Raw genomic sequence first — 20,743 nt, forward strand, 5'->3', positions numbered from 1 at the left:
CTCAATGTTGCTTCAACTCAAAGAGGTGATTTGAAAATTCGCGTCAGTGCTTATAGGACGAGCCCCACGAATTTACATCTCCCATCTTTGATTGGACTGAACCTATGAGCGCCAGCGGCCTACCTTTTGACGATTTCCGGGAACTGATCCGCAATCTGCCGGGGCCTGATCTGGGGGCGGAAAGGGCCGTTCGCGAGCGTGAGGCTACGCTGACGAAGCCCGCAGGTTCGCTGGGGCGCATGGAAGAGATCGCGGCATGGCTTGCCGCATGGACCGGAAAGCGCACGCCGCAGATCAATCGCCCGCTGGTTGCGGTGTTTGCCGGCAATCATGGCGTGACGGCCAAGAACATCACGCCGTTTCCGCCGAGCGTGACGGCACAGATGGTCGAAAATTTTGCAGCCGGGGGCGCGGCCATCAATCAGATCTGTATCGCCAACGATCTTGGGCTGAAAGTTTTCGATCTGGCGCTGGAACATCCGACAGGCGACATAACGGAAGAGCCGGCCATGGATGAGCGCACCTGCGCCGCGACCATGGCCTTTGGCATGGAAGCGATTGCCGGTGGAACCGACCTCCTGTGCATCGGCGAAATGGGCATCGGCAATACCACGATTGCGGCGGCCATCGCGCTGGCGCTTTTCGGCGGAACAGCGGAAGACTGGGTTGGACCCGGCACGGGCTCGACGGGCGAACTGCTTGAGCGCAAGCTTGCCGCCGTGCGCAAGGCGGTTGCGCTCCATCAGGCGCATCTGCAGGACCCGCTGGAGGTTTTGAGCCGCCTCGGTGGCCGCGAAGTCGCGGCCATGGCTGGCGCAATCCTCGCGGCGCGCATGGAAAAAATCCCGGTCATCGTCGACGGCTTCGTGGCAAGCGCTGCGGCGGCGGTGCTCTATGCCGCCAATCCGGAAGCCATCGATCATTGCCTGTTCGGTCATGTTTCCGCCGAGCCGGGCCATCGCAAGCTTCTCGCGAAGATGGGCAAGCAGCCGCTGCTCGACATGGGAATGCGCCTCGGAGAAGGCACGGGCGCTGCGCTCGCAGCCGGTATCGTCAAGGCGGCGGCACTATGCCATGGCGGTATGGCGACGTTCGAACAGGCTGGAATATCCGGCTCGAAATAATGGTCGCCACGCCGTCAAAAAAGCCCGCTATCGAGCGGGCTTTTCTTTTAAACAAATGCTTGAATGCGACAAAACAAATATTTGGAGCGGTTCCACGATTCCGTTTTAACTGGAGCCGCCCTAGTTGTTGTCTTTGTCGAGCACCATGTAGTCGAGCGGCAGTTCGGTCGTGTATTTGATCTGCTCCATGGCGAAGGACGACGACACGTCGCGGATTTCGATCTTGCTGATCAGGCGCTTGTAGAAGGCGTCATAGGCGGCAATGTCCGGCACGGCCACGCGCAGCAGATAATCCACGTCACCGCTCATGCGATAGAATTCGATGACTTCAGGAAACTCCTGAACCACTTCGGAAAAGCGCTTCAGCCATTCGTGGCTGTGCGAACTTGTGCGCACCGATACGAACACCGTCACCCGCGCATTGACGCGAACCGGATCGAGAATGGCCACACGGCGCTTGATGACGCCATCTTCTTCCAGCTTCTGGATGCGGCGCCAGCACGGCGTCGTGGAAAGGCCAACTTTCTTGGCAACGTCTGCCACCGCAAGTGTCGCGTCTTCCTGCAATAAGCGCAGTATCTTCCTGTCGAGCCTGTCCATGCGTTTCCGTTCCCGGTTTTAGAAATCGTTTCCCGAACTTTGCGAATAGGTGAAACGTCATACCTTATGGTTTGCAATGACCGGAAGTTACAGGAAAAATATTCTGATGAAAACGAATGGAGTAAAAATTATTTATCGTCGCCGATGAGGTGTCGCACTTTTGCCTGAAGAACAGGCACCACTTCAGCGTCGAACCACGGATTTCGCTTGAGCCAGCCGGAGTTGCGCCAGGAAGGATGAGGCAGGGGCAGCGCGATTCGCCCCGCCTGATTGGGCGTCTCCATGAAATGCCGCCAGTTCCTGACGGTCTCGGTCAGATTGCGGCCCCGATAGTCGGGCAGGTGATAGGCAAGGGCGTATTGCCCGACCACCAGAATGAATTCCAGCTGCGGCATCGCGGCGAAAACGCGGTCATGCCACGTCTGGCGGCATTCGCGGCGCGGCGGAAGATCGCCGCCATGTTTGTCATAGCCTGGGAAGCAGAAGCCCATCGGTACGATGGCGAAGCGTGACGGATCATAAAACTCTTCGCGTGACACGCCGAGCCATTGCCGCAGGCGATCCCCGGATGGGTCGTTGAACGGCAACGATGTGTTATGGACTCGAATGCCGGGAGCCTGGCTGCAAATGCCGATTTTCGCGGTATCCGAGACGATACAGACGGGATTGGGCTCGTGCGGCAGGGGCGGTGGAAACCGCGGTGTGTCGCGACAGATACGGCAGGCCCGGATCGAGTGTTTGAGCTCGTCCAGTTTTTCCATGAATTCCATCAGCTCCGTGGATAGTTCATTGGGGATAGATCATTGGGGATAGATCATTTCATGAAGGTGCGAATGTGTTCCCTTATATAGGTAAATGCATCGCGGATTACAGCCAGGGGCGGTTTGTGTTCGGCTGGCTGTTCAACGTTCGGGCTGTGATGTTCCTTGCGCCACAGGGAGGGCTGCTCGAATTTTCCGGCCCATATGCCGCGCTGGCCGCGGCGGGCATCTCTTTCCTCTCGCTGATAATCGCCATAGGAAACGGCCCAGCCCTGTTCGACCATCCAGCCGTTGAGATCGGTTTCTCCAAGATAACAGCGGGCCAGTTCGCGGCCATACTGATCCCGTCCTTCCGTCTCGCAGCGAATCGAGGACTTGCCGATTCTGGATCGCAGAAGGTTACGGGCCTCCCTGCCGCAATCGTAAGGAGTTCCCGCCCGGATACATTGCTGCTGCATCTCCGGCGCGTCGATACCCTTGAGGCGTATATGAATCTTGCCAAGGATCACCGTGTCGCCGTCGATCACATAGACCGGGCCCGCCAATGCCTCCCTGGGTGCCGACCGGATCGGCAGATAGGCGATCAGCACGGCTAAAAAAGAAAAAAGCAATATAGTCAAAAGGATACTGCGAAAACTTATGCCATTGCTTTTGCGGGGCTGGCGATAGGGACGTCTGTAGGGACGGCGGTATCTGCTCATGGGTGCGCTCCCCGACTCCCTTGCATCCTTGATTGAGACAGACTGCGGGCTCGTGTCGATGGCGTCAACAGGAGCAGATTTTCGGCCACAACAACAGCCGGTTTGTTGTCAATTAGCAACAGTCTTTACCGATGCTTTAGGCTAGAAAGAGCTATGGTAGATTTTGCCCATTTCCCGCCACAAACAGGCGTCACCGATCATTGGAAAGGCAGAAGCCACCAAAATATTGGGAGCCGCAAGCTCCAACAGGACAGGCAGGAATGACGAAGGGCGCGTTGTTGCACGGCAAACGGATTGGGAACAGGGTGAACCCTGTTCACGCACCTTTTATTCTTTCCCGTCATGGCAAGGCTTTTTTCGGCCAAGATCGGGTCTCAGTCTTGACGAAAACAGCGTGCATTCTGTCCTCCATGAATGTTTCCTCCACTGAGTGTGAAAGACCAGCGTTGTGATGCGTATCCGCAGTTTTTCATATAGCGCCCTTGCCATGGCTCTCGGCTTCGCCATTGCCTGCAACAGCGCCTTTGCTTTCGATCTCAATGACGATTCAGAAAAGTCGAGAAGCCCGTTTGAACTGTTCAAGTTCGGCTTCTCCGCCTACAAGAACGGTCATAAGGACGAAGCGATCAAGGCGCTGCGCTATGCTGCGGATCGCGGTCATCAGGGCGCCAAGTGGAAACTGGCCCGCATGTATGCCGATGGCGACGGCGTGCCTGAAAACGATTACGAAGCCTACAAGATTTTTGAAAAGATCGTTCGCGAAGGTTCGGAGCCGGGTTCGGAAAACGACTCCTATGTGGCGGATGCCCTCGTGGCGCTCGCAGGCTATGTAAAGCGCGGCATCCCGGGGTCGCCGGTTAATGCCAATCCGAGCATGGCGCGCGATCTTTATGTGCAGGCTGCATCGAATTTCGGTGATTCCGCAGCCCAGTTCGAGCTTGGCAAGATGCTGCTCGATGGAGACGGCGGAGAACGCAATTCCGTCCAGGCAGCCCGCTGGTTCCAGCTTGCAGCCAAGAAAGGCAATGCCGGTGCGCAGGCCATGCTTGGAAACATGCTGTTTCAGGCCGGCAAGACCGTTCGCGGCCTTGCCATGATGACGGCGGCTTTCGAACGCTGCCCCGCCGAGGATTGCCCGTGGATACGCGATATGCAGGAACAGGCTTTCTCGATTGCCGGTGAAGCGGACCGCCGCAACGCGATCGCTCTCTCCGGCGATTACAAGGGCGATTTCTGATCGTCTTTGATTTGGGCCTTCTCAGACCGCAAGCCTTATCGTAACCGGCACATGGTCGGATGGCTTTTCCCAGGCACGGACGTGCTTTTCCACGTCACTCGATATGAAGCGGTTGGCCGCTTCCGGCGACAGCATCAGATGGTCGATGCGGATGCCGTTGTTCTTCTGCCATGCACCGGCCTGATAATCCCAGAACGAGTAAATCCCGGCTTCATCCGTTGACGCACGGATTGCATCGGTGAACCCCATATTCTCCAGCCTGCGGAATGCCTGGCGCGATTGGGGCTGGAAGAGCGCATCGCCAACCCACTGGCCCGGATTTCTGGCGTCTTCCGGTTCAGGAATGACGTTATAGTCACCGGCAAGCACGAGCGGTTCTTCAAGAGCGAGGCGGTCTCTGGCCCAAAGCTCCAGCCGCTGCATCCACGAAAGCTTGTAGGGAAACTTCTCGGTGTCCACCGGATTGCCATTCGGCAGGTAAAGCGAAACGACACGGACAACACCCTTGTCGGTCGAGTAGACGCCCTCGATGAAGCGCGCCTGTTCATCGCTATCGTCGCCGGGAAGGCCGCGATTGATCTCATCCGGCGATTTTTTCGACAGAAGGGCTACGCCGTTGAAGCCTTTCTGGCCGTGTGTTTCCACATGATAGCCGAGCGCTTCGATCTCCAGTCGCGGAAACTGGTCATCGACCGATTTGATTTCCTGCAGACAGACAATGTCGGGCGAGGACTCCTTCAGCCAGTGCAGGAGATTGTCGATGCGGGCTTTGACGCCGTTGATGTTCCAGGTCGCGATTTTCATACCGCTATGATTATGCGCTTGGGGAGGTGAGGGCAAGCAGCGTGCAATCGCGCGTCACAGCTTTTCATCGGCTGCAATTTCACTATCCGCTCATATTTCGGCGCGCGCCCCTTTGATTGGCGGTTTCGCATTCCTATCTGCTCTGGACAGGAGCCAAACAGGAGATATTCGAATGTTCGACGCCAAGAAACTTCTCGAACAGTTTCTGGGATCACAAATACCCGGTACGTCGGGAAGCGTCCGCGACAAGGCCGGGCAGGTGACCGATCTGGCAAAGAAGAACCCGCTTGCGACAGGCGCCATTGCCGCCGCCATTCTTGGCACGAAGACCGGGCGCAAGCTCGCGGGCAACGTGGCGACCGTGGGCGGCATCGCCGCCATCGCCGGTTTGGGATATCTTGCCTACAAGAATTACAAATCCGGTCAGGCGCCGCAGACGGCAGAACAGCCCGTTGCGAAGGAGCCTGAACTTCTTCCGCCGCCTCCGCCCGATTCTCCGTTTCACCCGCAATCTCCGGCAATGAGCAACAGTTTTGCGCTGACGCTTGTGCAGGCGATGATTGCCGCCGCCAAAGCCGACGGCCATATCGACGACGCCGAGCGCGCTCGCATCATGGAGAAGGTGAGGATTTCCGGTCTGGACGATGAGGCGGAAGCCTTCCTTGAGAAGGAACTTGCCGATCCGGTTGATCTCGATGTTCTGGTTTCAGCCGCGCAGACTGAGGAACAGAAGGTCGAGCTTTATACGGCTTCCCGACTTGCAATAGACCCGGATAACCGGGCCGAACGCGGATATCTGGATATGCTGGCCGGTCGTCTCGGCCTGCCGGATGCACTGGTGGACCACATCGAGGCGACGGTCGCTTCGGTCAAGGTTTGAGGCCGGTTGTTTTTCCGCAGCCATGAAAAAACCGGCCGCCCACATGGCAGCCGGTTTTAATTTTTTCGTGGGTGCCATTTAGATGGCGAAGCTGGTTCCGCAGCCGCAGGCCGAAGTGGCGTTCGGATTGCGGATCTGGAACGACTGCCCCATCAGGTCGTCGACGAAATCGATTTCCGAACCGTCCATATAGGGAACCGAAATGGAATCGATCAGCACTTTCGCGCCGAGCTTTTCGATAACGATGTCGTCGTCGGCCTGCTCGTCGACCAGATCGTACTTATAGGAGAAACCCGAACACCCGCCGCCTTCGACAGAAACGCGAAGGGCAGTCTTTCCCGGTTCCGAACCGAGAATCTTGGCGATCCGCTTTGCCGCGGAATCTGAAACGGTAATGCCTGTCATCTGCCTTGTTCCGTTTGCAAATGCGAATATCGAACCGGACGATTTCTCCAGAATTCCGATAGCCGCATACTTGCCTTCATGATTAGCTGATAGCTATGAACGCGAATAGCGGAAGTCAATGTCTGTACCGGGTCCGCACCGGTTTGTGTAATCATATTACAGTGAGGGATGCATCGCAATGTCGCTGGAAGGAATAGGCTTTGGTTATCGCAAACGCGCGCCCTATGCCTGTGATCCTGCGCGCAGCCGTGGCCGTCTGGTGCCGGAGCCGGAAAGCCCGACCCGCACGCCATTCCAGCGGGATCGCGACCGGATCATCCATTCCACCGCCTTTCGCCGCCTGAAGCACAAGACGCAGGTTTTCATCGCCCATGAGGGCGATCATTACCGCACGCGCCTCACGCACACGATAGAAGTTGCCCAGATTGCCCGCGCTCTGGCCCGCGCGTTGCGGCTCGATGAAGATCTGGCCGAAGCGGTGGCGCTTGTCCACGATTTCGGCCACACGCCATTCGGCCATACGGGCGAGGAGGCGCTCAACGAGCGCATGAAAGCCTTCGGCGGCTTTGATCACAATGCGCAGTCGCTCCGAATCGTGACCAAGCTTGAGCATCGCTACGCCGATTTCGATGGCCTTAATCTCTCATGGGAGACGCTGGAAGGGCTGGTCAAGCACAACGGCCCCTTGCTGGGCGCTCATGCGACGCATCCGGATATCCCGGTTCCGCTGCCGATTCTCGATTTCAACGAACGCTATGATCTGGAACTGACGCGATTTGCCAGTCTGGAAGCGCAGTGCGCAGCCATTGCCGACGATATCGCCTATAACGCCCATGATATAGATGACGGCTTGCGGGCAGGGCTTTTGAGCCTCGATGCACTGGACGAAGTGCCGTTGACGAAACGCCTGCTCGATCTGGTGCGGACGCGTTATCCCGATCTCGACCCCGTGCGAACCGGACATGAACTGGTGCGCCGGCAGATCACGATCATGGTGGAAGACGTGATCGAGGAAGCGCAGCGCCGTCTGGCTGCGGCAAAACCGAAGAGCGTGGATGACGTGCATGACCAATCGCGCGCGCTGGTGGCATTTTCCGACGCCATGCGAACCGATGAAAAAGTGCTGAAGCGGTTTCTCTTCAAGAATCTTTATTTCCACGACAGTGTCGTGGTGCGCAGGCACGCCGCCGACAAGATATTGCAGGACCTTTTTGATGTCTGTTTCACCAATCCGTCAAACATGCCGCCCGAGTGGCAATCGGACTGCGAGAGGCTGGATGAAGCGGCACGGGCGCGGCGGGTTGCCGACTATCTTGCCGGGATGACTGACAATTATGCCGTGCGAGAACACCGACGATTGTTTGACCGCACACCCGATTTAGCTTAATCGGGGCTAAACGAAGCGGCATTGTCGGCAAACCGGCTGGATTCCGCAGAAAATCAAGGCATTTTCGAGCCAAAAGTGCGAAGCGGTTTTGCATCGGACAATGCGACAAACAAAGCCCGGCGTAAGCCTGACAGGACAGACCATGAATATCTTTGCAGATTTCGACGCACGTATCAAAAAGACGTTGCAAGATATTGATCTGAAACCGAAAGACGGTAGCGAACTGGACCTCTCGCGCATTGGTGTCGAGCCGCCGCGAGATGCTTCCCATGGCGATATCGCCACCAATGCTGCAATGGTGCTTTCCAAGGCTGTCGGCCAGAACCCGCGTGAACTTGCCAGCCGCATCGCGGAAGCTCTTGCCTCGGACGAAGATGTGGAAACCGTCGATGTTGCCGGTCCGGGGTTCATCAATCTGCGTCTCAAGGCCAGCTACTGGCAGCGCGAACTCGCGGCGATGCTCAACGAAGGCACGGATTTCGGCCGTTCCAAGCTCGGCTCCGGCACGAAGGTCAATGTCGAATATGTTTCGGCGAACCCGACCGGCCCCATGCATGTGGGCCATTGCCGTGGCGCGGTCGTGGGCGACGTTCTGGCCAACCTGCTGAAATTTGCAGGCTATGATGTGGTCAAGGAATACTACATCAACGATGCGGGTGCGCAGATCGATGTGCTGGCGCGCTCCGTCATGGTGCGTTACCGCGAGGCGCTCGGCGAAGATATCGGCGAAATTCCGTCAGGCCTTTATCCCGGCGACTATCTCGTTCCGGTCGGTCAGGAACTTGCAAAGGAATTCGGCACCAGGCTTCTCGAAATGCCGGAAGCCGAAGCGCTTGCTCTGGTGAAGGATCGTACGATCGATGCCATGATGGCGATGATCCGCGCCGATCTCGATGCGCTCAATGTGCACCATGACGTGTTCTTCTCCGAACGCAAGCTGCATGTCGATCATGCCCGGGCGATTCGCAATGCAATCAACGACCTGACGCTCAAGGGCCATGTCTACAAGGGCAAGCTGCCGCCGCCGAAGGGCCAGCTTCCCGAGGACTGGGAAGATCGCGAGCAGACCTTGTTCCGTTCGACCGAAGTGGGTGACGACATTGACCGTCCGCTGATGAAATCTGACGGTGCCTTCACTTACTTTGCCGGCGACGTTGCCTATTTCAAGGACAAATACGACCGCGGCTTCAACGAGATGATCTATGTGCTGGGCGCCGATCATGGCGGCTACGTCAAGCGTCTGGAAGCGGTTGCAAGGGCTGTTTCCGACGGCAAGGCGAAGCTGACGGTGCTGCTCTGCCAGCTGGTGAAGCTTTTCCGCGACGGCGAGCCTGTGCGCATGTCGAAGCGGGCAGGCGAGTTCATCACGCTGCGCGACGTGGTGGACGAAGTCGGCCGCGATCCGGTCCGTTTCATGATGCTTTACCGGAAGAACGATGCGCCGCTGGACTTCGATTTTGCCAAGGTGACGGAACAGTCGAAGGACAATCCGGTCTTCTACGTGCAGTATGCTTCCGCACGTTGCCATTCGGTTTTCCGTCAGGCAGCCGATCAACTCGGGCTGGCCGATCTCGACCGGGTCGGCATGGCTGCGAATTTCGGCAAGCTTACCGATGAAAGCGAAATCGCGCTCGTTCGCAAGCTCGCGGAATATCCGCGCCTGATCGAGGCTGCGGCCATTCATCAGGAGCCGCACCGGCTTGCTTTCTACCTCTATGACCTCGCCAGCGCGTTCCATTCGCAATGGAATAGAGGCACGGAGAACCCGGACTTACGTTTTATTAAGGTTAACGATCCAGACTTGTCGCTAGCCAGGCTAGGGCTGGTACAGGTTGTTTCCGATGTGCTGACCTCCGGATTGACGATAATCGGTGCGGATGCTCCAACGGAAATGCGCTAGAGTATAGTTTGGAAGGTGAAGACCTTTTGAGACGGATTATACTCGAAGAATGGTCTCCGCAGTCTGCGGGCCGGGAATATGCGGCTCGAGATGATTCCGGAGACCAGGCGACTGTCATGAAGCTTTTCAGGTCGAAAGACTGATTGAAGGCAAAAGTTGGCAAGTCGAACGGGTGGAAGGCCATAATGAACGCAAGTCATTGGTCTTCCTTCTGGCGCAGGAAACTTCCGTCAACTTTTGCCCACATTGCCTCGCTAAAAAAGCAATGTATGGAGACGTCTTGCGGCGTCCAGGGTTTGAGTTAGGAACACGCTATGACGGACAGCAGTGCAAATCCCCGTAATTACGGCGAGCGTCCGTTGCACGAAGACGACCCGCTGATGGAACTGTCGCGGATCATGGACTTCGGCACGCCTGCTGATGACAACGTCGCTTGGAATGAGCGCCGCCCCACTCAGTTTGGGAATACTCATTTCGAGGACAGAACCGATCCCGGCTTTGATCCCTCTCTGGATCTGGAACGCGAGCTGCTCGGCGATTTCAGCGATTATTCCCAGCCTGTGGACCAGTCGCAGTTCGCAGCCGCACCGGCGCACGATGATTCTCATCAGTCTGGCGCACCTCTGATACATGAGGAAGAACTTGCTTCCGCTCTGGAAGACGAGCTCGATCTTCAGATGGATGAGGATGAGCTGGCTCCTGAAGTGGAAACGCCTTCCTTCGAGACGCTTGAGTTTGAGGAAGCCGATCGCACCGAGCCCGTGCCGCAATTCGACTATAACGACTATTCGGCTGCTCGCGATTCGAACGCGGATGACTTCACCGCGTCGTCTTCCGTGTATGGTCGCAGGGAAACTATCGAGCCCCTTCATATCGATCAGACCGATTACGATCCGACGATCTATCAGCCAGCTATCGAGCCGCATGAAGAGGCTTATCAGTCGGCACGTCACCATGACTGGAATGTTCAGGCTGTCGAGCCCGAACAGCCGTCCTATGCTGCAGTTTCCGCGCCGGTTTCGCTTGAAGACGAACTGGAAAATCTCCTGTTTGGCGACGAGCCGCAGCCCGCATCCCCTGAGCTTGCATCACATGACGAGACTTATTTCTCGCATGGGGCGCCTGCCGAATCGCCGGATGCCCATCACGATGTCGCACCGGTGCAGAATTCTGGATATCAGGATGCGCCCGAGCTGGACGACTTTCATTTCGATGATTTGCAGCTCGATGAGCCGGCCCATGACAGCGCAGCGGAAGCCGTCGCGCCGTCGGAGCAGGGATACGGCTACACGCCGCAGGCAACTCCTTCCGCATACCCGTATTATACCCGGAGCAATTTCGCTTCGGGAGTTGCAGGGCAGGATGCGGTAGCAAGGGCGCCGCAGGCCGATTACGCGCCCGCAGTGGAATCGGCATCATCTGTCGACAACGAAGACGATTTCTCCTTCGACGACGATTTTTCTTTCGATGCCGAGGAAGGCGCGGCTCCAATTGCTGCCGAGGGAACCGACGACGATCTGTCTGAACTGGATGAAATCAGCCTCTCGGAAGATGATTTCGGCTTCGAGCCATCGGGCGACGTTTCCCGGCTGCCGGACGAGAACGCTTTCACCGAAGAGGATTTCTTCACGGAAGATGATCTTGATCTGAGCGCGGAACCCGAAGCAGAAGCAACGGCTTATGCGCATGCTGTGCGTTCGGATGATGATTACCGGGCTTCTCCGGCTCCGTTCTCGCCGTTCGGGACGGCTCACGGGGCTGCGGTCAGCGCACCTGCGCCGGAAGTTGAAACGCTGAGCGTGGCCGAAGAAAAGGTCGAGCAGACACATTCCCTCGATCTGCCGGAAATCAATTACGGCGAAGAAGAAAACAATGCCGGACTGACGGATCTCGAAGCGGAATTTGCAGAGGTCTTCAATACGGTTGGCGTCGATGAAGCGGCGAAATCCGATGCACAGAGCGAAGCTGACAGGGCTTTCGAGGATATATTCCGCGAAAGCGCCTCCAGCTATCTGCCGGACTCCGGCGCAAGCCTCGGTGCCGCCGTGGGTGCTGCCGCGTTGGGCGTTGGCGCTGCCGCGGCTGCGGGGGCATATGGCCGCTCGCAGGCGACGACGCAGGCTCCGGCGCAGTCCTCCGGCCAGTTGGGCAATGAGGACGATTTCTACAATCATTGGGCCGCTCAGGGCGCACAGCCGCTCGAAGCTGGCGACTATGGCGAACGCGCCGCGATGCAGGCGGAAGATGACCTTGGCAGCGCTGCCGAAGCCTATCGCAATCGCCCGGTTCGCGGTCGTCGCGGCCTTATCCTGGCAAGCGTGGCCGGTGTGGCCGTGCTGCTTGGCGGGATCGGCTACCATTTCATCGGCGGCAGCGGTTCCGGTGAACCGGTCGTGATTCGCGCCGACAATCAGCCGATCAAGATGCAGCCGGAAAATCCGGGCGGTGCAACGGTTCCGAACCAGGACAAGGCGGTTTATGACCGCGTTGCCGGTACGCTGCCGAACAATCCGGAACAAAAGTCGCTGATCACGTCCGGCGAAGAGCCCGTCGATATTTCGGGTACGGATGACAGCGAGAACATGGTGGACAACACCCCTGACGAGCAGCCGGTGGCGAATAATGCTCCGGCCGTGAATCAGGACAGCAACCGCAATGCGCCGCTGGTTCAGCCGCGCGAAGTGGAAACCATGATCGTGCGGCCGGATGGCTCCATCGTTCAGCCTTCTTCGGCACCGGAAGAAACCGCTTCGCAAATGCCTCCGGCAAACAGCGCGCAGCCCGCTGCGCCTGCTGGTGGCGACGAAATCGCCGCGCTTGCAGCAGGCAATGCGCCTGCGGCACCCGCCGCCCAGACACAGACAGAGACACAAGCACCGGCTCCGCAGCCACAGCCTGCGGCCGAAGCTCCGCGTCTGCCCGTCCGTGCTCCGGTGGTGCCGTCGCGTCCTGCTGAACAGCCGGTCAATATCGTCGGCAACGTGCCGCAGCGCACGCAGGCCCCGGCTGCTGCCAACCCGGCTCCTGCACCGGCTGCGCCGCAGGTTGCATCCGCGGCAGGTGCAGGCGGTTATTTCATCCAGATCGCTTCGCAGCCATCGGCTGAACTGGCCCAGAAGTCCTATGCGAACATGGCCCAGAAGTTTGGCAGCGTGATCGGCGGTCGCAGCGTGGACATCAAGCGGGCCGACATTCCGGGCAAGGGCACTTACTATCGTGTCCGCGTGCAGGGCGGCTCGAAGGAAGACGCATCCGCGCTGTGCGCACGCCTCAAATCCGCTGGCGGCAGCTGCTTCGTCACGCAGTGATCGATCAGGCACTGAGTATCGAAAGGGCGGCTTAGGTCGCCCTTTTTTATGGTCCACTACCAAGCCCCGATTTTTTCAGTTAAACCGGGGCAGGGTTGTTCGAGTACAGCATTTCCAGACAATTTTGGGGAAGAGCGCATGAAAGACTGCAAGGCATGGATTGCCGGTGTGTCGGGAACGAAACTGACGGAAGACGAGATCGCGTTCTTCCGTGATGAAAGGCCCTGGGGCTTCATTCTTTTTGCGCGCAACGTCGAAAGTCTGGAACAGGTTTCCGAGCTGACGGCGCATATGCGTGACCTGACGGGACGCGACCAGACCCCTGTTTTCATCGATCAGGAAGGTGGCCGCGTGCAGCGCCTCCGCCCGCCGCTTGTGCCGAACTACCCCTCAGCCTCGGAAGTGGGCGCGATTTACGCGCGCGACCGCGAGGCAGGCCTGCGTGCTGCATGGCTTCATGCCCGCCTGCATGCATTCGACTTGCTCAGGGTCGGCGTCAATGTGGATTGCCTGCCGGTGCTGGACGTGCCTGTGGAAGGCGCGCATGACGTCATCGGCGCACGCGCCTATTCCAAGAATCCGCATGCGGTAGCCGAAATGGGCCGGGCCGCTGCGGAAGGCTTGCTGGCTGGCGGCATGCTGCCGGTGGTCAAGCATATGCCCGGACATGGCCGTGCATTTGCCGACACGCACAAGGAACTTGCCCGCGTCACCGTTCCTCTCAACGAGCTGGTCGCGCATGATTTCGTGCCGTTCAAGGCGCTCAACGATCTGCCGATGGCAATGACGGCTCACGTCGTTTTCGATTGCATCGATCCGCAACGCCCATCGACATTGTCGCCAACCGTCATCAACACCATCATTCGCGATGTGATCCAGTTCGATGGACTTGTCATGAGCGACGACATTTCCATGAAGGCGCTCTCGGGCAGCCTCGGCGACATTGCGGACGGCATCATCGGCGCGGACTGCGATGTGGTTCTCTATTGCGCAGGCGTGATGGAAGAACTGAAGGAAGTTGCAGCGCGGGTGCCGGTTCTTGAAGGCAAGGCAAAGCGCCGCGCCGACCTGGCTGAAGTCTACGCGGGCGACCCCGATCTTTCCGACGAGGAAGAACTGCGTGCGGAATTCAGCGCCATGTTCGAACTGATAGCGTAATCGTCAAAACTTGGTAAACTGACATCATCGGCGGATTGATCTGCCGGTGACCTTATCGGCAGGGAAACGGGCTTGGCAGCATCGGGAGCAGACACAGACGGCAAAGACGGCACGCTCGTGCCGATGGAAGCGCTGTGGCAGGGCGACACCGAACGCAGCGAAAGCGAACCGTCGCTGCTCATCGATGTGCAGGGATTTGAAGGGCCGCTCGATCTGCTGCTCCATCTCGCACGGAGCCAACGTGTCGATCTTGCCCGTATTTCCGTTCTGGCGCTTGCCGAGCAGTATCTGGTGTTCGTGGAGCAGGCGCGCGCGTTGCGCCTTGAACTTGCTGCCGATTATCTCGTCATGGCTGCCTGGCTTGCCTATCTCAAGTCGAAGCTGCTGATCCCGAAGCAGCAGGGGGATGACGGGGCGACCGGTGAAGAACTTGCCGCTTCGCTGCATTATCGTTTGAAGCGACTTGAAGCCATGCGCGACGCGGCGGCCAAGCTCGTCAACCGCAACCGGTTGGGGCGGGACGTCTTTGCGCGCGGCATGCCGGAAATGGTCATGGTCGACAGGACCAGCCAGTTTTCCGCGACCTTATATGATCTTCTTACCGCCTATGCTTCCCAACGGCAGCGGCAGGCGGTTTCACAGGTGCAGATCGCCAAGCGGGCTGTCTGGTCGCTGAAAGAAGCGCGCGTGGCGCTTGTGCGCCTGATGGGATCGGTGGGGGACTGGATATCGCTGGATCGCTTCCTGATCGATTATGCCCTTTCACCGCGCGAAAGGGCTTCGGCACTTGCCAGTTCCTTCGCCGCCAGTCTCGAACTTGTTCGCGAAGGCAAGCTGGAAGTAAGGCAGAACGCTCCTTTCGAGCCGATCTATATAAGGGCGACGGGCGACCTGAGCGAATTGGATGAGGATGAGGATGTCTGAGGCGGAACGTCGAAATCTGGCTGAAATCGATAGCGACGACGATCAGATCGAAACGGAGGTTTCAGTCTCGACGCAGGGGCTGGCCGAGCTTGCGCGCATTGTCGAGGCGATTGTCTTTGCGTCTTCGGAACCCGTTTCCGAACGCGCACTATCGGAGCGTCTGCCCGCCAATGTGGACATTGCCCCGGTTTTGAAGCATCTGCAGAAGATATATGAAACGCGCGGCGTGCATCTGGTTCAGGTCGGCGGCGCATGGGCGTTTCGCACCGCCCCCGACCTTGCCTTTCTCATGAGCCGCGAAGCCGTGCAGCAGCGCAAGCTTTCGCGCGCTGCAATGGAAGTGCTGGCCATCATTGCCTATCATCAGCCCGTCACGCGCGCCGAGCTGGAAGACATTCGCGGTGTCGAAACCTCGAAGGGTACGCTTGACGTTCTGATGGAGACCGGCTGGATCAAGTTGCGCGGGCGCCGCCGCACGCCCGGCCGCCCGGTCACCTATGGGACGACGGATGCTTTTCTCGACCATTTTGGCCTTCCGGAGATCCGCGATCTGCCCGGATTGGAAGAATTGCGCGGGGCAGGGCTTCTCTCTGCGCGCATGCCGTCGAGTTTCGCCGTTCCCGTGCCGAACATCGACCCGGACGAACTGACGGAAGACGAAGAGCCGCTTGAAGATATCGATCTGGAAAGCCTTGGCTTGCTCGCCCCACGCGGTGAATAGTCCCAGTCTGGCCTTTGCAGCCAATTTTATTTGTCGCAAAGCCGTTCACCGTCACACTTCTGTTTGAAAGATTTGTTGAAAGCGCTTAAATCGTAACTGGCATTGCAGGAACATGCCGCGCTCGCGGCAATGAGAGGAATAAAATGGGTAGCTTTTCCATCTGGCACTGGCTGATCGTCCTGGCGGTTGTGCTTCTTCTGTTCGGCCGCGGCAAGATTCCCGAGCTGATGGGCGATGTTGCCAAGGGCATCAAGAACTTCAAGCAGGGCATGTCCGACGAAGACGCCAAGGATGAAGCCAGGGATTCAGGTCGTACGATCGACGCCAAGGCTGATGAAACCGTCAACGACGTCAAGAAAACCACCAAGTCCTGATCTGACGGATAAAGCATGCTGCGTGCGGGAAAGCGCGCGCAGCATATTTTGCCATTTAAAAGTGCGGTTTTCCGCCGAAAGACGGGACGCGCGCGCGAATTGCGCGGGGTATCAAGAATATGTTCGACATCGGTTGGTCTGAACTTCTGATTATTGCGATCGTGATGATCGTGGTGGTCGGTCCCAAGGATTTGCCGAAGATGCTGAGGGCATTTGGCAAGGCAACCGCGCGCATGCGCGCTACCGCCAACGAGTTCAAGCAGCAGTTCGACGAAGCCTTGAAAGAGGCCGAGCTTGAGGACGTCAAGAACATCATCGACGAGACCCGCAAGCTGGACCCGCGCTCGAAGATCACGCAGGTGTTCGATCCGATTCGCAGCGCCGGTGATGATTTGCGCGCAGGCCTTCAGTCCACGACTTCCATGTCTCCGGCTACGCCTGAAAAAGTCGCCGAAGTGACCACCCCGGTTGATGCCGGTGGCGCACCGGTTCCGCCTGCTGCGGAGCCAGCCGCTGAAAAAGCCGTAGCGCCGAAGAAAACCACCCGCAAGGCTGCACCGAAGGCAGAGAACAAGGCGACCGAAACAGCCAAAGCGAAAGCGGCCCCGAAGGCGGTTTCCGCCGCAAAGCCTGCTGCCAAAAAGTCCGCAGCGGCGAAACCGGAAACTGCAAAGGCTGCTGCCGCACCTGCCAGGAAGACCACGAAGAAGACAGGAACCAAAGCGTGAAACGCGACGAGGACGAAATCGAACAGAGCGCAGCGCCTCTGCTTGAGCACCTGATCGAACTGCGCCGCCGCCTGATCTGGGCAATTCTGGCATTTTTCGTGGCATTTGTTTTCTGTTTCGCTTTCGCCAAACAGCTCTTCAACCTGCTTGTCGTGCCCTATCAGTGGGCGCTCGACTGGGCGGGCATGGACCGCTCGAAGGCAGAACTGATCTATACTGCGCCACAGGAATTCTTCTTCACACAGGTGAAGGTCGCAATGTTCGGCGGCATCGTGCTGGCGTTTCCGATCATTGCCGCGCAGATTTACAAGTTTGTTGCGCCGGGCCTCTACAAGCATGAACGCATGGCGTTCCTGCCATTCCTGATTGCTTCGCCGATCCTGTTTTTAATGGGCGGCGCACTCGTCTATTTCTTCTTCACGCCGATGGTGATGTGGTTCTTCCTCGCCATGCAGCAGACCGGCGGCAGCGGCGAAGTGCAGATTTCACTCCTGCCGAAAGTATCGGAATATCTGAGCCTCATCATGACGCTCATCTTTGCGTTTGGCCTGGTCTTCCAGCTGCCGGTCGTGACCAGCCTGATGGCACGCGTCGGGCTGGTGACTTCGGCGGGCCTCAAAGACAAGCGCAAATACGCAATCGTCATTGCTTTCATCGTCGCGGCTGTGCTGACGCCGCCTGATCCGGCGAGCCAGATCGGCCTTGCCTTGCCGACGATCCTTCTCTACGAGATTTCAATCATCGTGGCTCGCATGATCGAGAAGAAGCGGGATGAGGCGCAGGAAGCTTCCGACGCCGAGAACAACGCTTCATCATCCTGATTTGTCACGTTGATTCTGTGAGGTCGCAGTTTGTGCGGCCTCGCTCCTGTTCAATTTCACGAAACGGCTTTTCCCATGCTCGACATCAAATGGATACGCGAAAACCCTGAAACCCTCGACAAAGCGCTCGCCAAGCGTGGGGGCTCAGTCGCTGTCGTCCGAACTGATGGCGCTGGACGAGAAACGTCGCGAATATGTCGGCAAGGTTCAGGCCGCGCAGGAGCGCCGCAACGCCGCCTCGAAGGAAATCGGCAAGGCCATGGCCGCGAAGGATGCAGCAACGGCTGACAAGCTGAAGGCGGAAGTTGCCGAGTTGAAGGATTTTCTTGCTCAGGCCGAAGACGAAGAACGTCGCCTGACCAGGGAGTTGAACGACGCGCTGTCGTCCATCCCCAATATTCCGCTCGAAGACGTGCCGCTCGGCAAGGATGAAAGCGACAATGTCGAAATCCGCCGCATCGGCAACCAGCGCAATTTCGCCTTCCAGCCGAAAGAACATTTCGAGTTGGGCGAGGCGCTCGGCTACATGGATTTCGAGCGCGCTGCGAAGCTCGCAGGTTCGCGCTTCACGGTGCTGAAAGGGCCGCTTGCGCGTCTTGAACGGGCGCTCGGTCAGTTCATGCTTGATCTCCACACGACAGAGCACGGCTACACCGAAACGATGCCGCCGCTGATGGTGCGCGACGAAGCTGTCTATGGAACCGGCCAACTGCCAAAATTCTCGGAAGACCTTTTCCGCACCACGGATGGCCGCTGGCTCATTCCGACCGCCGAAGTTCCGCTGACCAATCTGGTCGCCGACGAAATCGTCGACGCGAAGTCGCTTCCCCAGCGTTATACGGCGCTGACGCCATGCTTCCGCTCGGAAGCGGGCTCCGCGGGCCGCGACACGCGCGGCATGCTGCGCCAGCATCAGTTCCTGAAAGTGGAAATGGTGTCGATCACCGATGCCGACAGCTCGATCGAAGAACACGAGCGCATGACTGCCTGTGCCGAGGAAGTGCTGAAGCGCCTCGGTCTGCCGTTCCGTACAGTCGTGCTCTGCACCGGCGACATGGGCTTCGGCGCGCAGAAGACCTATGACATCGAAGTGTGGCTGCCTGGCCAGAATACCTATCGCGAAATCTCCAGCTGCTCGGTCTGCGGCGATTTCCAGGGCCGGCGCATGAATGCCCGCTATCGCCCGGAAGGCGAAAAGTCGACCCGTTTCGTGCATACGCTGAACGGTTCGGGTGTCGCCGTCGGTCGTGCGCTTATCGCCGTGATGGAAAATTATCAGGAAGAAGACGGCAGCATTCATATTCCTGAAGCATTGCAGCCATACATGGGCGGCCTCACGCGGATCGAGAAAGCTGCGTGAATCAGAATCATTGATAAATGAAGGAGTGACGACGTGCGAATTCTGCTGACGAACGATGATGGTATCCACGCTGAAGGCCTCGCAGTTCTGGAGCGGATCGCACGCAAGCTCTCCGACGATGTTTGGGTCGTCGCTCCCGAAACCGATCAGAGCGGCCTCGCGCATTCGCTGACCCTGTCGGAGCCGCTCCGTCTCCGGCAGATCGATGATCGCCATTTCGCATTGCGCGGCACGCCGACCGATTGCGTCATCATGGGCGTGCGCCACGTGCTGCCGGGCGCGCCCGATCTCGTCCTCTCCGGCGTCAATTCCGGTGCGAACATGGCCGACGACGTAACCTATTCGGGCACGGTTGCCGGGGCGATGGAAGGAACCTTGCTGGGTGTACGCGCCATCGCGCTGTCGCAGGAATATGAATATGAAGGCGATCGCCGTATCGTTCCGTGGGAAACGGCAGAAGCTCACGCGCCGGACCTTATCAAAAAGCTGATGGAGGCCGGCTGGCCGGAAGGGGTTCTTCTGAACCTGAATTTCCCCAATTGCGGGCCGGAGGAAGTGCAGGGCGTGCGCGTCACGGCGCAGGGCAAGCTCAGCCACGATGCGCGCCTCGATGAGCGCCGCGACGGACGCGGCTTCCCTTATTTCTGGCTGCACTTCGGCCGCGGCAAGGCGCCGGTGGCCGACGACAGCGACATAGCGGCCATTCGTTCCGATTGCATTTCGGTCACCCCGTTGCACCTTGATCTGACCGCGCATAAGGTTCGGGCAGAATTGAGTGCAGCACTTGGGGTTGAAGCATGAGGCAGGCAGCGTCTGAGCGCCCACGGCTTTCGGACAGGGAAGGATTTGCATCCTTCGTCATGCGGATGCGCGGATACGGTATTGACGATCCGCGTCTCTTCGCAGCCATTGAGGCCACGCCCCGCCAGAGTTTTCTGGCCTCCGCATGGTCTCATCTCGCCTACAGCCCCCGCACTGCGCCGCTCGACTGCGGCGAGTACATGGAGGGCATCGATGAGCAGGCCCGCGCCATCGCTGCGCTGAAATTGGAGCCCGGTCATCGGGTTCTGGAAATCGGAACCGGCTCCGGTTTCACAGCGGCTGTCATGTCTTCGCTTTCCGGTCGTGTCACGACCGTCGAGCGCTACCGCAAGCTTTGCGACCACGCCTTGCAGCAATTCGTGTCGCTGAAGCGTGAAAACATCATGGTCAAGCATGCCGATGGCCGTCATGGAATGCCGGGCGGTCCGTTTGATCGTATCCTGATCTGGCTCGCTTTCGACGAGGTGCCGCGTCACTTCGTTGATCTGCTGGCGACGCATGGGGTGTTGATTGCCCCCATTGGTCCGGGCGATGGCCCGCAGGTCATGACACGCATTGCCAAGGTGGGCAGCCGATTCGAGCAGGAGGACCTGATGGCGGTTCGCTACCAGCCTTTCATCGAAGGGGTATCGTCGGTTCTGTGACCGACGCGTATTGATTCGTCAAAAAGAAGGCTCTTTGGCTCTTTCCGACCTCGCCGGGGAGGGCCTCCGGCCGCTTTGTGCGCT

General features: G+C 58.4%; 19 protein-coding genes and 1 pseudogene. 15 read left to right on the forward strand and 5 right to left on the reverse strand.

The window, feature by feature from the left end; all coding sequences use genetic code 11:
* The first annotated feature begins 104 nt into the window (after window positions 1-104).
* A complete protein-coding gene (cobT, locus tag OINT_RS04810; protein WP_006466648.1) occupies window positions 105-1,124 on the forward strand; it encodes a nicotinate-nucleotide--dimethylbenzimidazole phosphoribosyltransferase in 1,020 nt (339 codons plus the stop codon).
* A gap of 120 nt (window positions 1,125-1,244) precedes the next feature.
* On the opposite strand, the gene OINT_RS04815 is transcribed toward cobT, so the two are convergent.
* From OINT_RS04815 to OINT_RS04825, 3 genes are all read right to left on the reverse strand, one after another.
* Window positions 1,245-1,724, reverse strand: a complete 480-nt coding sequence (locus OINT_RS04815; protein ID WP_006466649.1) for an Lrp/AsnC family transcriptional regulator — start codon at window positions 1,722-1,724, stop codon at window positions 1,245-1,247.
* A gap of 128 nt (window positions 1,725-1,852) precedes the next feature.
* Window positions 1,853-2,494 carry a uracil-DNA glycosylase family protein gene (locus OINT_RS04820; RefSeq protein ID WP_006466650.1) on the reverse strand — a complete coding sequence of 214 codons (642 nt, stop codon included), beginning with the start codon at window positions 2,492-2,494 and terminating at the stop codon, window positions 1,853-1,855.
* Between the two features lie 44 nt (window positions 2,495-2,538).
* Complete coding sequence (locus OINT_RS04825) at window positions 2,539-3,186, reverse strand: thermonuclease family protein (RefSeq protein WP_006466651.1); 648 nt, start codon at window positions 3,184-3,186, stop codon at window positions 2,539-2,541.
* A 451-nt stretch (window positions 3,187-3,637) separates the two neighbouring features.
* Here OINT_RS04825 and OINT_RS04830 point away from each other — a divergent pair, with 451 nt between their 5' ends.
* Window positions 3,638-4,423, forward strand: a complete 786-nt coding sequence (locus OINT_RS04830) for a tetratricopeptide repeat protein (RefSeq protein WP_039852538.1) — start codon at window positions 3,638-3,640, stop codon at window positions 4,421-4,423.
* A 21-nt stretch (window positions 4,424-4,444) separates the two neighbouring features.
* Here the strand turns inward: OINT_RS04830 and xth are convergent, their stop codons facing one another.
* On the reverse strand, window positions 4,445-5,227 hold the full coding sequence (gene xth / locus OINT_RS04835) for an exodeoxyribonuclease III (RefSeq protein WP_025091413.1): 783 nt from the start codon (window positions 5,225-5,227) through the stop codon (window positions 4,445-4,447).
* Between the two features lie 172 nt (window positions 5,228-5,399).
* Between xth and OINT_RS04840 the strand changes: the two genes are divergently transcribed.
* Window positions 5,400-6,107 (forward strand): tellurite resistance TerB family protein, encoded by a 708-nt coding sequence (locus OINT_RS04840; protein ID WP_022570165.1) that lies wholly within the window; start codon window positions 5,400-5,402, stop codon window positions 6,105-6,107.
* 78 nt (window positions 6,108-6,185) lie between these two features.
* On the opposite strand, the gene erpA is transcribed toward OINT_RS04840, so the two are convergent.
* Entirely contained in the window at window positions 6,186-6,512 is a 327-nt protein-coding gene (erpA, locus tag OINT_RS04845) for an iron-sulfur cluster insertion protein ErpA (protein ID WP_006466655.1), read from the reverse strand.
* Between the two features lie 178 nt (window positions 6,513-6,690).
* Here erpA and OINT_RS04850 point away from each other — a divergent pair, with 178 nt between their 5' ends.
* The 12 genes and pseudogenes from OINT_RS04850 to OINT_RS04905 all read left to right on the forward strand — a co-directional run bounded on the left by OINT_RS04850 (window position 6,691) and on the right by OINT_RS04905 (window position 20,659).
* Window positions 6,691-7,899 (forward strand): deoxyguanosinetriphosphate triphosphohydrolase, encoded by a 1,209-nt coding sequence (locus tag OINT_RS04850; RefSeq protein ID WP_006466656.1) that lies wholly within the window; start codon window positions 6,691-6,693, stop codon window positions 7,897-7,899.
* 142 nt (window positions 7,900-8,041) lie between these two features.
* Window positions 8,042-9,799, forward strand: coding sequence for an arginine--tRNA ligase (argS, locus tag OINT_RS04855; protein ID WP_039852539.1), 1,758 nt, complete (start codon window positions 8,042-8,044; stop codon window positions 9,797-9,799).
* A gap of 314 nt (window positions 9,800-10,113) precedes the next feature.
* On the forward strand, window positions 10,114-13,107 hold the full coding sequence (locus OINT_RS04860; protein ID WP_006466658.1) for an SPOR domain-containing protein: 2,994 nt from the start codon (window positions 10,114-10,116) through the stop codon (window positions 13,105-13,107).
* A gap of 138 nt (window positions 13,108-13,245) precedes the next feature.
* Window positions 13,246-14,265 (forward strand): beta-N-acetylhexosaminidase, encoded by a 1,020-nt coding sequence (gene nagZ, locus OINT_RS04865; RefSeq protein ID WP_039852540.1) that lies wholly within the window; start codon window positions 13,246-13,248, stop codon window positions 14,263-14,265.
* A gap of 72 nt (window positions 14,266-14,337) precedes the next feature.
* Entirely contained in the window at window positions 14,338-15,189 is an 852-nt protein-coding gene (locus tag OINT_RS04870; RefSeq protein ID WP_006466660.1) for a segregation and condensation protein A, read from the forward strand.
* Window positions 15,182-15,910 carry an SMC-Scp complex subunit ScpB gene (scpB, locus tag OINT_RS04875; RefSeq protein ID WP_039852542.1) on the forward strand — a complete coding sequence of 243 codons (729 nt, stop codon included), beginning with the start codon at window positions 15,182-15,184 and terminating at the stop codon, window positions 15,908-15,910. Before OINT_RS04870 ends, scpB begins: the two co-directional genes overlap by 8 nt.
* Window positions 15,911-16,053: 143 nt before the next feature.
* The gene (locus OINT_RS04880) at window positions 16,054-16,284 is read left to right on the forward strand and encodes a twin-arginine translocase TatA/TatE family subunit (protein WP_006466664.1); all 231 of its coding nucleotides are present in this window, start codon (window positions 16,054-16,056) and stop codon (window positions 16,282-16,284) included.
* A 119-nt stretch (window positions 16,285-16,403) separates the two neighbouring features.
* A complete protein-coding gene (gene tatB, locus OINT_RS04885) occupies window positions 16,404-17,012 on the forward strand; it encodes a Sec-independent protein translocase protein TatB (protein WP_006466665.1) in 609 nt (202 codons plus the stop codon).
* The gene (tatC, locus tag OINT_RS04890) at window positions 17,009-17,833 is read left to right on the forward strand and encodes a twin-arginine translocase subunit TatC (RefSeq protein ID WP_006466666.1); all 825 of its coding nucleotides are present in this window, start codon (window positions 17,009-17,011) and stop codon (window positions 17,831-17,833) included. Before tatB ends, tatC begins: the two co-directional genes overlap by 4 nt.
* A gap of 75 nt (window positions 17,834-17,908) precedes the next feature.
* Window positions 17,909-19,193 (forward strand): annotated as a pseudogene (serS, locus tag OINT_RS04895) (serine--tRNA ligase).
* 33 nt (window positions 19,194-19,226) lie between these two features.
* Complete coding sequence (gene surE / locus OINT_RS04900; protein WP_006466668.1) at window positions 19,227-19,994, forward strand: 5'/3'-nucleotidase SurE; 768 nt, start codon at window positions 19,227-19,229, stop codon at window positions 19,992-19,994.
* Window positions 19,991-20,659, forward strand: a complete 669-nt coding sequence (locus OINT_RS04905; protein ID WP_006466669.1) for a protein-L-isoaspartate(D-aspartate) O-methyltransferase — start codon at window positions 19,991-19,993, stop codon at window positions 20,657-20,659. The genes surE and OINT_RS04905 overlap by 4 nt, the downstream gene beginning before the upstream one ends.
* Window positions 20,660-20,743: the final 84 nt, after the last annotated feature.

Source organism: Brucella intermedia LMG 3301 (assembly GCF_000182645.1).
Taxonomy (GTDB): domain Bacteria; phylum Pseudomonadota; class Alphaproteobacteria; order Rhizobiales; family Rhizobiaceae; genus Brucella; species Brucella intermedia.